Here is a 14,117-nt window from a genome sequence, read left to right as displayed (position 1 = left end):
GCGAACGTGTGACCCGGCCCCGCGGGGGTATCCGCGCCCTGTCTGCCGCCCTGTCCCGCGCAGGTGGGTGCCGGCTTCACCATCGTCGATCGCAGAAAGGTGCGCCGATGACAATCGCGGATCGCTCTCCCCGTCCGCGTCGGGAATCGACCAGGCGGCAATGGCCGCTGCAGGCGCTGGAGGCGGCGCTCACCGATGCGGTCGGTGGGGAGGTGCGCTTCGATTCCGGGACCCGCGCCACGTATTCGACCGATGCCTCCAACTATCGCGCGTTACCGCTGGGAGTCGTCGTGCCCCGCACACCGGAGGACGCTGCCCGCGCCGTCGAGATCTGCCGCGATCACGATGTCCCCCTGCTCTCCCGGGGCGGGGGAACCAGTCTCGCGGGCCAGAGCTGCAATACCGCGGTGGTCATCGACTGGACCAAATACTGCCACCGGATACTGTCGGTCGACACTGCGGCCGCGACCGCGACAGTGGAGCCGGGGATCGCACTCGATCCGCTGAACGAGGCGTTGCGCCCGGACGGGCTGATGGTGGGTCCGAAGCCGTCCACGCACGTCAGCTGTGCGATCGGTGGCATGATCGGCAACAATTCCTGCGGCGCCTCCGCACAGGCCTACGGAAAAATGGTCGATTCGGTGCGCCGTCTGGAGATCATCACCTACGACGGGCTGCGGGCCTGGGTCGGGGCCGGTGATCCGGTGCCGGGCGTGAATCCCGAAGCCGACGAACTGATTCGCCGCCTGCGCGAGATCCGCGACCGGTATGCCGACGACATCCGTGCCGCCTATCCGGAGATCCCGCGGCGCGTGTCGGGTTACAACCTCGATGCGCTGCTGCCCGAACGCGGCTTCGATATCGCGAAATTCCTGGTGGGAAGCGAAAGCACGCTGGTGACGGTGCTGCGGGCCGAATTGGCGCTGGTGCGCCGGCCGCCCGCGCAGGCGATGGCGGTGCTCGGCTTCCCGGATGTGTTTCGTGCGGCTGATGCGGTCACCCGCATTCTGCCGCACGAACCGTCGGCGCTCGAGGGGATCGATCATCGGCTGGTCTCACTCGAGCACAGCGAACAACTTGCCAAGCAGGCGATCGCCCAGTTGCCCGACGGCACAGCATGGTTGATGGCCCAGTTCGACGGCGACGACCAGAACGCGGCGGATACCCGCACCCGGGACATGATCGCCGACCTGGAGCGCACGACCGGGTGCTCCTCGGCGGTGCTCGACGACCCCGAGCGAGAAGCCGAGGTCTGGGCGGCGCGCGAGGCGGGACTGGGTGCGACTGCCTATCCGTCGGACAGTCCCGAAACCCACGAGGGCTGGGAGGACGCTGCGGTTCCGCCCGACCGGCTCGGTGACTATCTGCGTGATTTCGAAGCGTTGCTGGACCGGTTCGGCTACGAGTCCAGTTCGCTCTACGGGCATTTCGGCCAGGGCTGTGTCCATACCCGAATCCCGTTCCAGCTGCGCACCGCCGACGGGATCGCCCGCTACCGCCGCTTCGCCGAAAGCGCGGCGCATCTGGTGAGCGATTACGGGGGCTCACTGTCGGGTGAACACGGGGACGGACAGTCGCGTGCCGAACTGCTACCGATCATGTTCGGAGACACCGTCGTTCGCGCCTTCGGAGAGGTCAAGGCGCTTTTCGACCCACGCGATCGGATGAACCCCGGCAAGGTGGTGCATCCGCGCCGGCTCGACGAAGATCTCCGTCAGGGCAGCGACTACCGGCCGTGGGAACCGGCCACACACTTCTCCTTCCCCGACGACGACCACCGATTCAGTGAGGCAGCCGGACGCTGCGTGGGGGTGGGCAAATGCCGCGGCGAGACCGGCGGGGTGATGTGCCCCAGCTACCGGGCCACCCGGGAGGAGGAGCATTCCACGCGCGGCCGAGCCCGGCTGCTGTTCGAAATGCTGCAGGGTGATTCGATCACCGACGGGTGGCGTTCGACGGAAGTGCGCGATGCGCTCGATCTGTGCCTGGCATGCAAGGGCTGCCGCAGCGACTGTCCCGTCGATGTCGACATGGCCACCTACAAAGCTGAATTCCTGTCCCACCACTATGCACACCGGGTTCGGCCGATCGCGCACTATTCGATGGGCTGGATTCCGCTGTGGGCCCGGCTCGGTACGTCGGTGGCGCCGCTGGCCAATGCCCTCACCCACACGCCGGGGGTGCGGCGGATCGTGTCGGCGGCCGGCGGGATCGCGGCCGAACGGGAGATGCCCCGCTTCGCCCGCACCCGATTCACCGAGACGTTCCGCGCGCACACCGATTCCACGACCGGAGAGCGCGGCACGGTGCTGCTGTGGCCGGACACCTTCACCAACAATTTCGAGCCGGCGATCGCCGCGGCCGCGGTGGCGGTGCTCGAAGCTGCGGGCTTCGCGGTGGTCCTCCCTCCTCGGGCGGTCTGCTGCGGGCTCACCTGGATCTCCACCGGGCAGTTGCCCACCGCGAAACGCGTGCTGCGCCGGACCCTGCGCACGCTGGCACCACAACTGCGCGACAGCACGCCGGTCGTGGTACTCGAACCCAGTTGTGCCGCGGTGTTCCGGGCGGACATGCCGGAACTGCTGTACGGCGACGAGGACGCCGACCGGCTGGCGGGACAGACCTACACGCTCGCGGAACTGCTGGCCGCCCGTGCTCCCGACTGGTCCCCGCCGGATCTGGACATCACGGCCATGGTGCAGCCGCATTGCCACCAGCATGCCGTCATGGGCTACGACCCCGACCGTGACCTGCTGCGGTCGACCGGAGCCGAGGTCGATGTGCTGGACGCCGGGTGCTGTGGCCTGGCAGGCAATTTCGGATTCGAGCGGGGACACTACGGCGTCTCGGTGGCGTGCGCGGAGGACCAGTTGCTGCCCGCGGTACGGGCGCGTGCGGCGGGGACGACGGTGCTCGCCGACGGGTTCAGCTGCCGTACCCAGATTCGTCAGCTGCAACCCGACGCCGACCCCCGGCACAGCGTCGAAGTGCTGGCGCAGGCATTGCGGCGGCCGGGGGCTTCGTGAACACCGGGCCGGGTACCCGCCGCGTGTGGTCGCCGCGGCCGGGCGCCTACACGTCGGCGCACCGATGCGAGCGCTGAGCGGCGACGAGGAAGGAGGTTCGATCGACATGGATCAGACCCGGGCGCCGGTGCTGGAAGCGCTGGCCGAATACAGCACGCTCGGGCGCTACGGCTTCACGCCGCCGGGACATCGGCAGGGCGCAGGCGCCGACCCGCGCGTGCGTGAACTTCTCGGCGGTGCATTGGCCGCCGACGTCCTGGCCACTCCCGGACTCGACGACCGGCTCTCACGCGGGGGATATCTGCACGAGGCCGAAGAACTGATGGCCGACGCGGTAGGCGCGGACGTGGCCTTCTTCTCCACGTGCGGAAGCTCGCTGTCGGTGAAGGCGGCGATGCTGGCGGTCGCCGGCGGTGTCGAGGGCGGGCTGATCCTGGGGCGGGACAGCCACAAGTCGATCGTCGCCGGGCTGGTGTTCTCCGGGGTGCTGCCACGCTGGGTTGCGCCCCGATGGGATACGCAACGGCACCTGTCGCATCCGCCGTCGCCGGAACAGGTCGACCGGGCCTGGGACGAACATCCGGATGCGGCGGGCGCGCTGATCGTGAGCCCGAGTCCGTACGGAACCTGCGCCGATATCGCCGCGATCGCCCGGGTGTGCCATCGCCGGGGTAAGCCGTTGATCGTCGACGAGGCATGGGGTGCGCATCTGCCCTTCCACCCGGACCTGCCCACCTGGGCGATGGACGCCGGCGCCGATATCTGTGTGGTCAGCGTCCACAAGATGGGTTCCGGATTCGAGCAGGGGTCGGTTTTCCACGTCCAAGGGGATCTGGTCGATACCGATCGGCTGAAGTTGTGTGCCGAACTTCTCACCACCACCAGCCCGAACGTGTTGCTCTACGCGGCGATCGACGGCTGGCGCCGCCAGATGGTCGAGCAGGGCGGCGCATTGCTCACCGAGGCGTTGCGTACCGCGCAGCGGGCCCGTACCGCACTCGGCCGCATCCCCGGGATCGTGGTGATGGAGGACGAACTGCTGGGGGTGCAGGCCTCGCACGACCTCGACCGGATGCAGGTGCTCATGGACGTATCGGCCACGGGGGCAACCGGTTACGACGTCGCGGACTGGCTCCGCGAACATCGCCGTATCGATGTGGGCCACAGCGACCACCGCCGGATTCTGGCCACCCTGTCGACGGCCGACACCGCCGAGACCGTCGGCCGGCTGGTCGACGCGCTCGTCGCGTGGCGTGCACAGTACGACGGCAGCGGATCCCGGCCCGGGGATATTCGTGTCCCGGTGCCCCGGGACCTGCAACTGGAATCGGTGATGAATCCCCGTGACGCGTTCTTCGCGCCCGCGGAGGCGGTGCCGTTCGAGAAATGCGTCGGGCGGATCGCTGCCGAGCAGGTCACGCCGTATCCGCCCGGAATCCCGGTGATCGTGCCCGGTGAACTGGTCGATGCCGCGGTGGTCGACTATCTGCGCTCCGGGGTGGATCACGGGATGAACGTACCGGATCCGGCCGATCCGGATCTGCGCACGCTGCGTGTGGTCGCTCGCTGAGGCGAGCGGGGATTGCCGGCGGTGTGCGCGATTCGTCGGCACGGGGTGACGACCGGTAAAATGAGTGGATCTGGTGCGTCCGAGAGATGCACAATCGAGCCGTTTACCACCATTACCGTGCTAGGAGACTGTTGTGATCACCGCGACCGACCTGGAGGTCCGGGCCGGAATCCGCACCCTGCTCACCGCGCCGGGGTCGGCGCTGCGGGTCCAGGCCGGTGATCGGATCGGCCTGGTCGGCCGCAACGGCGCGGGCAAGACCACCACGCTGCGCATCCTGGCCGGTGAGGGGGAGCCCTATGCCGGCACGGTGATCCGCTCGGGTGAGACGGGCTACCTGCCCCAGGATCCGCGGGAGGGCGATCTGGACGTGCTCGCCCGCGACCGTGTGCTCTCGGCCCGCGGCCTGGACAAGTTGATCCGGGACATGGAGAAGCAGCAGGTCGTGATGGCCGAGGTGGCCGACGACGCCGAGCGCGAGAAGGCAGTACGCAAGTACGGTCGGCTCGAGGATCGTTTCTCCGCACTCGGCGGGTACGTCGCCGAAAGTGAGGCGGCCCGTATCTGCAGCAGTCTCGGCCTGCCGGATCGGGTGCTGGGTCAGTCGTTGCGCACGTTGTCGGGTGGGCAGCGCCGGCGCATCGAACTGGCGCGCATCCTGTTCAGCGCGTCGGACGGGTCCGGCGGTAAATCCGACACCACCCTGTTGCTCGACGAACCCACCAACCACCTCGACGCCGACTCCATCACCTGGCTGCGTGGTTTCCTGCAGAGCCACGACGGCGGCCTGATCGTGATCTCCCACGATGTCGATCTGCTCGCCGACGTGGTGAACAAGGTCTGGTTCCTCGACGCGGTGCGCGGTGAGGCCGATATCTACAACATGGGCTGGAAGAAGTATCTCGACGCCCGCGCCACCGACGAGCAGCGCCGCCGCCGGGAGCGCGCGAACGCCGAGAAGAAGGCCTCCGCACTCAAGACGCAGGCCGCTAAACTCGGTGCCAAGGCGACGAAAGCCGTTGCGGCACAGAACATGATCAAACGTGCCGACCGTATGCTGGCCGAGGTCGACGAGGTGCGCGTGGCCGACAAGGTGGCGCGGATCAAGTTCCCGGAGCCCGCGCCGTGTGGCAAGACACCGCTGATGGTGGAGAACCTCACCAAGCTCTACGGATCGCTGGAGATCTTCACCGGCGTGAATCTCGCCATCGATCGCGGTTCGCGGGTTGTTGTGCTCGGCCTCAACGGTGCGGGTAAGACGACGATGCTGCGACTGCTGGCCGGCGTGGAGACCCCGACCTCGGGTGGGCTCGTTCCCGGGCACGGTCTGAAGATCGGATACTTCGCCCAGGAACACGACACACTCGACGACAGCGCCTCGGTGTGGGAGAACATCCGGCATGCCGCTCCCGACGCCGGAGAGCAGGATCTGCGCGGTCTGCTGGGCGCCTTCATGTTCACCGGACCGCAGCTCGAGCAGCCGGCGGGCACCTTGTCCGGTGGTGAGAAGACCCGGCTCGCGCTGGCCGGTCTGGTGTCCTCTGCGGCGAATGTGCTGCTGCTCGACGAGCCCACCAACAACCTGGATCCGGTCTCGCGTGAGCAGGTTCTGGACGCTCTGCGGAGTTATTCGGGCGCGGTCGTCCTGGTTACTCACGACCCCGGCGCGGCCGAGGCGTTGAATCCGGAAAAGGTGATCATGCTGCCCGACGGCACCGAAGATCACTGGTCGCAGGACTATCTGGATCTCATTCAGCTCGCCTGATCGCGGGGGAATGGTTCCGGCGAAGCGCCCCGGTCACCGAAATATCCTCGCAATCGGTGAGTTTCATCACACTGAGGCGTTGATCACTGCGGCTCGAGTGTCTAGCCTGGAGTGAGGCTGCACGGCGACCGGAGGAAGCCATGAGTGACAGGCCCGCACAGGGGAAGTCGATATTGGGTAAAGGCACGCGCGTGACGGGCACGTCGCGCGACAGGCTGCAGACCCAGCTGAAGAAGCGGTACGAGGCGGGGGCCAGCATTCGTTCGCTGGCCCGCGAGACCGGGCGCTCGTACGGTTTCATACACAACGTGCTCGTGGAGTCGCATGTGCAGCTCCGCAGCCGCGGCGGCGCGAACCGGCGCAAGGCGGCCGGTAAGGCCTGACCCGCCGGATCGTTTCACTCCCGGTGGGCGTTGCGCTCGGCCCACCAGTTCGGCGCGTCCACGAAGTGGTTGTCGTATTCGTCCTGGCTCGCGGCCAGTTCGGCGAGCGTCGCCTCGCCGGCGGCTACTCGTTCGAGGAGTCGGAAGTAGCCGAAGCGTTCCACTCCCGGTGTCAGCGCGATCAGGATGGTGGCCGGCTGTCCCGGCGCGGCGCCGAATGCATGGGGCATGAAACGGGGCACGGTGACGGCGCCACCGGCGCCGACCGTCACGATGTCCTCGCCGGCCAGCAACTGCAGCTCACCGTCGGCGACGTAGAACAGTTCGTCGGAGAGGGTGTGATAGTGCGGCGTTGCGCCGTCGGCCCCGGGAGTCATCGTCACTTCCAGCGTGCTGACGCTGCCGCCTGTGCTGCCGGCATCCAGCAGTAAGCGCATGGTCACGGCGTCGGTGGAGTGGACCTCCGCATCGGCGGGCTGGACGACGGCGGCCGGGAAAGGTGGGGTGGACATCGAGAACCTCCGAAGGTGGCCAACTGATTCGCTGACATATAGTTCGGTACCGAACTATATGTCAGCGAATAGTATGGTGTCCATGACTGGACAGCGAACCGACGCGGTGGATGTCATCGTGCGGCAATGGGAGCGGGAACGACCGGATCTGGATCTGACGGCAATGGCCGTGATCGGGCGCCTCGGACGGATGCATATGCTCGCCACGCGTGCGATCGAAGCGGTCTTCACCGCTCACGGCCTGCAGCGAGGTGAATTCGATGTCCTTGCCGCACTCCGACGTTCGGGCGAGCCGTTCGAACTGACCCCTTCCGTCCTGGCCGACACACTGATGTTGTCGCGTGCCGGGATGACCGGGCGGCTCGACCGGCTGGAATCGGCCGGCCTGGTGCGGCGGATCGCCGATCCGGCCGACCGGCGGGCGATCCGGGTCGGCCTCACCGCGGCGGGGCGCACCCGAGTCGACGAGGTGGTGACGGCGCACGCCGAGAACGAGGCGCGGTTGTTGTCGGCGCTGTCGGACCGCGACCGTGGCGAATTGGACCGGATCGCGCGCATTCTGCTCGCCGATCTCGAACAGTGACAGCGGGCACGTGCTCGACGCCGTGCTGTCGAGAGCCGGTTCTGCGTCGAGGAGGCCGCGGCACCGGTGCAGCCGAGCCCGATACGGTCGCCGACGCCCCGGAATTCCCGATCCCGCGATGGAACTGCTTGGGCCGGTATCAGTTTCGGTGGATCGGACTACCGCAGGCCCAGCACGTCCGGGGACTCGGCGAGTTGCAGAAGACGCTGTCCGGGATCCGCGACGAGTTTGCGCGCCTTCAGATCCATCAGTCCGAGTACGACGGAGAATTCGGCGGAGACCGTGCCGTCGAGTTTGAGGATCTGCTGGTCCATCCAGAAGGCCTTCCCGGCACCCCAGCGGCACGCACACGTCACGGCGATTTCGTCGCCGAGGTGCAGCTCGCGCAGATACTTGACGTTCGATTCCAGAACCACCGGGCCGAGTCCGGACAGTTGCAATTTGTCCGGCACCAGCCCGGCGGCCACCAGGACCTCCCAGCGGGCGTGCTCGGCGTACTGGTGGTACACGGCCTGGTTGAGGTGGCCGTTGACATCGAGTTCGTAACCGCGGACGGTGACGGGTACGGAAAAGGTCATAACCGAACCAACCGCGGCGGGTATGCCCGCTATTTCCGAGTGCGGCGTGGTGTCGCTCACGTGTCCTTGCGGCGAACCGAGGCCTCCACCAGATCCAGGACGGCAGTGAGGTTTTCGTTCACATGGCCGGAGGCGATACGAGCGATGAGCCCGTCGAGCACCAGATCCAGATAGCCGAGCAGGACATCGGTGGGCACGTCGGTGCGGAGTCTGCCGGCGGCCTTACGGCGTTCCAATCGCGCCAGCGTGGCCGCGGTCAGTTCCGCCGAACGCTGCGTCCAGCCGGCCGCGAATTCGGGATCGGTGCGCAGCCGGCGCGCGATCTCGAGCCGGGTTCCCAGCCAGTTGTACTGCTCGGGGTCGGCCAGCATCTCCCGCATGACCTGCACGATGCCGTCGTTGGCCGCGATCTCGGCCATCCGCTCGGTGTCCTCCTGCGCCAAGGCCAGAAACAGCGCGTCCTTGTCGCGGAAGTGGTGGAAGATGGCTCCGCGCGAGAGTTCGATCGCTTCCTCGAGGCGTCGGACGGTGGCGCCTTCGTACCCGAACTCGGCGAAACACCGCCGTGCCCCGTCCAGGATCTGGCTGCGCCGGGCGGCGAGGTGATCGTCACTGACCTTGGGCATGAGCTCCTCCAGCGGGGAAAGCACGGACCCCCGCGCCGGGACGATCCGGCGCGGGGGCTCTCACGGTACGGGCGATCTCAGCCGCGGATCATATTGCGCAGCACGAACTGCAGGATGCCGCCGTTGCGGTAGTAGTCCGCCTCGCCGGGGGTGTCGATGCGCACCACCGCGTCGAAGGTCACCTTCTCACCGCCGTCCTTGGTGGCGGTGACCTTCACGGTCTTCGGCGTGGTGCCTTCGTTGAGCTTGGTGATGCCCTCGATGTCGAACACCTCGGTACCGTCCAGGCCCAGCGACGCGGCGCTCTCACCGGCCGGGAACTGCAGCGGGATGACACCCATACCGATGAGGTTGGAGCGGTGGATCCGCTCGAACGACTCGGTGATGACCGCCTTGACACCCAGCAGGCTGGTGCCCTTGGCAGCCCAGTCACGCGAGGAGCCCGAACCGTACTCCTTACCGCCCAGCACCACCAGCGGGATGCCGGCCTGCTGGTAGTTCTGCGAGGCGTCGTAGATGAACGCCTGCGGAGCGCCGTCCTGGGTGAAGTCGCGGGTGTAACCACCCGAGACGTCGTCGAGGAGCTGATTGCGCAGCCGGATGTTGGCGAAGGTGCCGCGGATCATCACCTCGTGGTTGCCGCGACGCGAACCGAGCGAGTTGTAGTCCTTGCGCGCCACACCGTGTGAATCCAGGTACTGCGCGGCCGGGGTGCCCGGCTTGATCGGACCGGCGGGGGAGATGTGGTCGGTGGTCACCGAGTCACCGAGCAGTGCCAGCACCCGCGCGCCGCTGATGTCGGAGACCGGGGCCGGCTCCATCTCCATACCGTCGAAGTACGGCGCCTTGCGGACGTAGGTCGAGTTCTGGTCCCACGCGAAGGTGTCGCCCTCCGGGGTGTTCAGGTTCTGCCAGCGCTCATCGCCCTTGAAGACGTCGGCGTAGGACTTGCGGAACATGTCCTGGCTGATCGCCGACTTGATGGTGTCGTCGATCTCCTGGGCCGAGGGCCAGATGTCGCGCAGGAACACCTCGTTGCCGTCGGTGTCCTTACCGAGGGCGTCGGTCTCGAAGTCGAAGTCCATCGTGCCCGCGAGGGCGTAGGCGATGACCAGCGGCGGCGAGGCCAGGTAGTTCATCTTCACATCGGGGGAGATGCGGCCCTCGAAGTTGCGGTTGCCCGACAGCACCGCGGTGACCGAGAGGTCGTTGTCGTTGACGGCCTTGGAGATCTCCTCCGGCAGCGGGCCGGTGTTACCGATGCAGGTGGTGCAGCCGTAACCGCCCAGGTAGAAGCCCAGCTTCTCCAGGTACGGCCACAGGCCGGCCTTCTCGTAGTAGTCGGAGACGACCTGTGAACCGGGGGCCATGTTGGTCTTGACCCACGGCTTGGACGCCAGGCCCTTCTCCACGGCGTTGCGCGCCAGCAGCGCGGCACCGATCATGACCGACGGGTTGGAGGTGTTGGTGCAGGACGTGATGCCCGCGACCACGACCGCGCCGTGATCGAGGACGAAGTCACCGCGCTCCGGATCGGAGACCTTGATCGGCTTGGACGGGCGCCCGGTGTTGCCGTTGGACGCGTTCGGGACCACTGCGCCGTCGTCGGCGAAGGACAGCTCGGCCGGATCGCTGGCCGGGAACGACTCCTCGAGGGCCTCGTCGAGCTGGGAGTGCGGAGCGGCCGCCGACTCGGCCCCTTCAGGATCGTCGGTGTAATTGTGGATGTCCTTGCGGAACGCGGTTTTGGAGTCCGACAGCAGGATTCGGTCCTGCGGGCGCTTCGGGCCGGCGATCGAAGGCACCACGGTGCTCAGGTCGAGCTCGAGGTACTCGGAATATTGCGGGTCGTGTGCTGTGTCATCCCCCGCATCGTGCCACATGCCCTGTTCCTTGGCGTAGGCCTCGACCAGCGCCAGCTGCTCGTCGCTACGACCGGTCAGGCGCAGGTAGTTGATGGTCTCGCCGTCGATCGGGAAAATCGCGGCGGTGGAGCCGAATTCGGGGCTCATATTGCCCAGGGTGGCGCGGTTGGCCAGCGGCACCTCGGCCACACCGGCGCCGTAGAACTCGACGAACTTGCCGACCACACCGTGGCGGCGCAGCATGTCGGTCACGGTGAGCACGACGTCGGTGGCGGTGACGCCCGGCTGGATCTCACCGGTCAGCTTGAAGCCGACCACGCGCGGGATCAGCATGGAGACCGGCTGGCCCAGCATCGCGGCCTCGGCCTCGATACCGCCGACGCCCCAGCCCAGCACGCCCAGCCCGTTGACCATGGTGGTGTGCGAGTCGGTGCCGACGCAGGTGTCCGGGTAGGCCTGGCCGTTGCGGGTCATGACGGTGGGCGCCAGGTACTCGATGTTGACCTGGTGCACGATGCCCATGCCCGGGGGGACGACCTTGAAGTCGTCGAAGGCGCCCTGGCCCCAGCGCAGGAACTGGTAGCGCTCGCCGTTGCGCTGGTACTCGAGGTCGACGTTGCGCTCGAGCGCATCGGCGCGACCGAAGACATCGAGGATGACCGAGTGGTCGATGACCATGTCGGCAGGGGAGAGCGGGTTGACCTTGTTGGGGTCGCCGCCGAGTGCGGTGACGGCTTCACGCATGGTGGCGAGGTCGACGATACAGGGCACGCCGGTGAAGTCCTGCATGATCACGCGCGCGGGGGTGAACTGGATCTCGATACTCGGATCGGCCGCAGGATCCCAGCCGGCGATGGCGCGGATGTGGTCGGCGGTGATGTTGGCGCCGTCCTCGGTGCGGAGCAGGTTCTCCGCGAGGACCTTGAGGGCATAGGGCAGCTTCTCGGTGCCGGGCACGGCCGAGAGGCGGAAGATCTCGTAGGAGTTGCTTCCGACCTCGAGGGTGCCCTTGGCACCGAATGTATCGATGCTTGTCATACGTTCAGCTCCACTCGTCGGTGTTTCCGATCGGGGCGCGTGCGGGCCCCGCGGGGTGGCCACCGGCGGGGCTGCGCCGGTGGCTGATGTCGAGGGCGCGGTTTCGGGCTGCGCGCCTCGTACCTTCGAACTCTAACAGTACGCTTGTCCTATGAAACGTGCGGGGCGTGTACGGCGTGCCGCGCTGCGGTTCATTGTGCTCCCGTCGCGTACTGTGCTCGATGGCCGGTCGCAGTCGCTGCCCCGAATGCGCCGGCCGGCTGTGTAGTGAGAATTGTGTTGTATCGAATTGTTGTTGGACGCCCGTCGCTGGTCGGCGGCTCGACAGGACCGGATGGAAGATGACCGTCTCGCACGCCTCGGTTTTCACCCCCATGGCAGCGGAGCTGCCGCCGGATACCGACGTCGACGCCATCCTGTTGGACCTGGGCGACAATCACGTCGCGGCGCCGGAGGGTAAAGAGCAGGACGAACTGGCCGAGCTCGCCACCCAGGCGCGGGGGCAGGGGATCGACCTGAACATCGTGGTCGTGCAGGGGAACCGCGGGCGCGACTCCGATCTGCGCGACCTCGCGACGACCGTGGGGGGCACCGAGCACGGCACCGTCGTCGTCTTCAGCGACGACTGGATCGGGACGTACAGCGATTCGATCAACCGGGCGCGCCTGGAGTGGGCCGAGGACAAGGCGAAATTCCAGGGGGGACACACCACTACGGCCGCGCAGATCTTCATCGATCGGCTCGAGGCGCCGCAGAAGGTGTCGTGGACCGCGGTCACCATGGTGTTGCTGGCGGGGCTCGTCGTGGTCATCGGCGGGCTGTATGCCGTGAAATCCCGACGTGCGACGCGTGCACAGGCAGCCGACGCGGTCGAGGACGCGCCGACCGCGCCCGCCCGGTAGCGACAACTCCTTCGAAGCGCCCGCGACGGCGCGTTCACTCCGCGATGCTGAAATGTCGCCGGAGTGCCCGGACATGACTCCGCTGCCGTGATTTCCGCCGCGACGACGCGATTTCTTCATTGAAACTGAGCGCTCGGTTTGTTTTGCGAGACAGCGATGCACCGCGAGTAGCTAACTGTCGGCAATCGCAAAAATTACTCCGATGTGATTTGGCTTCCGATGTTTCCTATGTGAAACAAGTGCCGTACGGTTTCGAATGACGCTTTTGGGGAAGAAGTGTCACATGGGTTTCCAGTGTTTCGCAGAGTCTCTTGTGGGCGGACGGACCGCTGGGGCTCGTGCGGCGACGCCTCGACCGGTCGCCCAGCGCAATTCCGGCGAATATCGCCTCGCCGGGAATCGCAGCGGGATCAGGGAGGTGTGATGCGGATATCGGCGAGGCGGCCGGGGCGTGCCGCACGGATCGCTGTGGGATTGCTCTTCTGTGGAACGGTGCTGGCGGTGACGGCTCCGCTGGTTGCCGCGGTGCCACCGCCACCGCCCAATCCCAGCGACGGTGACATCGCGGCGGCGGGCGGCCAGGTCGACGCCGGGGTGGACCGGGTGGGCGAATTGATCAACCAGGTGGCGACCGCCGATCAGGAGTTGGCCCGCCTCGATACGGAGGTGGCCGGCAAGCGGGAGGCGGTCAACAAGGCCCTGGTCGATCTCCAGAACGCCCGCACCGCCGCCGACACCGCGGCCGCCACCGCGGCGGCTGCGCGCACCGATCTCGAGAGCGCGGGTACCGAGGTGAGTGCGGCGCAGGGCAAGTTCGACCGGTTCGCGGTGGACGCCTACACCCATCCGGGAGCCTCGTCGATGGTGAACTACCTCGCCGAGTCGGATCCGCGCGCGACGCTGGACCGTGCCGAACTACTCGCGGTGACGTCGAGGAATCAGCAGGCCGCCATCGATGGACTCCGTCGTGCCCAGGTCGAACGCGCCAACGCCGACTCGGCGGCACGCGAGGCGAAGCAGCGTGCGGACGCGGCCGCGGCGCAGGCGGCAGATCGCAAGGATCAGGCCCAGGCAGCGGTGGCCGCGGCAAAGGCCGCTCTCGACGAACAGGCTCAACGTCGTGACACCCTGACCGCGCAGCGTGAATCGGCCCAGCAGCAACTGGATCGGGCCCGGTCGACCGTCGCCGGACTGCAAGGACAGCGCGATGCCTACCTGGCGTGGGATCGCCGGCGGCAGGCCGAACTTGCCGCGGCCCGCACCGCGGCG

The 14,117-nt window shown here is 67.3% G+C and carries 11 protein-coding genes; 7 read left to right on the top strand and 4 right to left on the bottom strand.

Annotated elements, in window-relative coordinates; all coding sequences use genetic code 11:
- The first annotated feature begins 107 nt into the window (after window positions 1–107).
- The 4 genes from NV2_RS26635 (at window position 108) to NV2_RS26620 (ending at window position 6,744) form a co-directional block, all read left to right on the top strand.
- Window positions 108–3,026, top strand: a complete 2,919-nt coding sequence (locus NV2_RS26635) for an FAD-binding and (Fe-S)-binding domain-containing protein (RefSeq protein WP_084475521.1) — start codon at window positions 108–110, stop codon at window positions 3,024–3,026.
- Window positions 3,027–3,132: 106 nt separating this feature from the next.
- Window positions 3,133–4,596 (top strand): aminotransferase class I/II-fold pyridoxal phosphate-dependent enzyme, encoded by a 1,464-nt coding sequence (locus NV2_RS26630; RefSeq protein ID WP_067880393.1) that lies wholly within the window; start codon window positions 3,133–3,135, stop codon window positions 4,594–4,596.
- Between the two features lie 133 nt (window positions 4,597–4,729).
- Window positions 4,730–6,361: an ABC-F family ATP-binding cassette domain-containing protein gene (locus NV2_RS26625; RefSeq protein ID WP_067880266.1), complete on the top strand. Its 1,632-nt coding sequence runs from the start codon at window positions 4,730–4,732 to the stop codon at window positions 6,359–6,361.
- Between the two features lie 140 nt (window positions 6,362–6,501).
- Complete coding sequence (locus NV2_RS26620; RefSeq protein WP_067880263.1) at window positions 6,502–6,744, top strand: helix-turn-helix domain-containing protein; 243 nt, start codon at window positions 6,502–6,504, stop codon at window positions 6,742–6,744.
- A gap of 14 nt (window positions 6,745–6,758) precedes the next feature.
- Here NV2_RS26620 and NV2_RS26615 read toward each other — a convergent pair whose 3' ends face one another.
- Entirely contained in the window at window positions 6,759–7,256 is a 498-nt protein-coding gene (locus tag NV2_RS26615) for a cupin domain-containing protein (protein WP_067880260.1), read from the bottom strand.
- 82 nt (window positions 7,257–7,338) lie between these two features.
- Here NV2_RS26615 and NV2_RS26610 point away from each other — a divergent pair, with 82 nt between their 5' ends.
- On the top strand, window positions 7,339–7,839 hold the full coding sequence (locus NV2_RS26610; RefSeq protein ID WP_157103109.1) for a MarR family winged helix-turn-helix transcriptional regulator: 501 nt from the start codon (window positions 7,339–7,341) through the stop codon (window positions 7,837–7,839).
- Window positions 7,840–7,997: 158 nt separating this feature from the next.
- Here the strand turns inward: NV2_RS26610 and NV2_RS26605 are convergent, their stop codons facing one another.
- From NV2_RS26605 to NV2_RS26595, 3 genes are all read right to left on the bottom strand, one after another.
- Window positions 7,998–8,417, bottom strand: a complete 420-nt coding sequence (locus NV2_RS26605) for an acyl-CoA thioesterase (RefSeq protein WP_067880257.1) — start codon at window positions 8,415–8,417, stop codon at window positions 7,998–8,000.
- 56 nt (window positions 8,418–8,473) lie between these two features.
- Window positions 8,474–9,043 carry a TetR/AcrR family transcriptional regulator gene (locus NV2_RS26600; RefSeq protein ID WP_067880387.1) on the bottom strand — a complete coding sequence of 190 codons (570 nt, stop codon included), beginning with the start codon at window positions 9,041–9,043 and terminating at the stop codon, window positions 8,474–8,476.
- A 77-nt stretch (window positions 9,044–9,120) separates the two neighbouring features.
- Window positions 9,121–11,946 carry an aconitate hydratase gene (locus NV2_RS26595; protein WP_067880254.1) on the bottom strand — a complete coding sequence of 942 codons (2,826 nt, stop codon included), beginning with the start codon at window positions 11,944–11,946 and terminating at the stop codon, window positions 9,121–9,123.
- A 341-nt stretch (window positions 11,947–12,287) separates the two neighbouring features.
- On the opposite strand from NV2_RS26595, the gene NV2_RS26590 reads away from it, so the two are divergent.
- Window positions 12,288–12,848 (top strand): Rv1476 family membrane protein, encoded by a 561-nt coding sequence (locus tag NV2_RS26590; protein ID WP_067880251.1) that lies wholly within the window; start codon window positions 12,288–12,290, stop codon window positions 12,846–12,848.
- 468 nt (window positions 12,849–13,316) lie between these two features.
- Window positions 13,317–14,117: coiled-coil domain-containing protein (locus NV2_RS26585; protein ID WP_507763253.1), on the top strand; the 801-nt coding region annotated here is incomplete at its 3' end.

It is taken from the genome of Nocardia vermiculata NBRC 100427, assembly GCF_001613265.1.
Lineage (GTDB): Bacteria > Actinomycetota > Actinomycetes > Mycobacteriales > Mycobacteriaceae > Nocardia > Nocardia vermiculata.
The sequence above is the reverse complement of the archived record's forward strand: the minus strand, read 5'-3'. Positions and strand labels throughout refer to the sequence as shown.

What these genes read in the sequence shown, in the direction of transcription:
- NV2_RS26635 (WP_084475521.1), top strand. Translation starts at nt 108, where the DNA reads ATGACAATCGCGGATCGCTCTCCCCGTCCGCGTCGGGAATCGACCAGG.
- NV2_RS26630 (WP_067880393.1), top strand. Translation starts at nt 3,133, where the DNA reads ATGGATCAGACCCGGGCGCCGGTGCTGGAAGCGCTGGCCGAATACAGC.
- NV2_RS26620 (WP_067880263.1), top strand. Translation starts at nt 6,502, where the DNA reads ATGAGTGACAGGCCCGCACAGGGGAAGTCGATATTGGGTAAAGGCACG.
- NV2_RS26615 (WP_067880260.1), bottom strand. Translation starts at nt 7,256, where the DNA reads ATGTCCACCCCACCTTTCCCGGCCGCCGTCGTCCAGCCCGCCGATGCG.
- NV2_RS26610 (WP_157103109.1), top strand. Translation starts at nt 7,339, where the DNA reads ATGACTGGACAGCGAACCGACGCGGTGGATGTCATCGTGCGGCAATGG.
- NV2_RS26605 (WP_067880257.1), bottom strand. Translation starts at nt 8,417, where the DNA reads ATGACCTTTTCCGTACCCGTCACCGTCCGCGGTTACGAACTCGATGTC.
- NV2_RS26600 (WP_067880387.1), bottom strand. Translation starts at nt 9,043, where the DNA reads ATGCCCAAGGTCAGTGACGATCACCTCGCCGCCCGGCGCAGCCAGATC.
- NV2_RS26595 (WP_067880254.1), bottom strand. Translation starts at nt 11,946, where the DNA reads ATGACAAGCATCGATACATTCGGTGCCAAGGGCACCCTCGAGGTCGGA.
- NV2_RS26590 (WP_067880251.1), top strand. Translation starts at nt 12,288, where the DNA reads ATGACCGTCTCGCACGCCTCGGTTTTCACCCCCATGGCAGCGGAGCTG.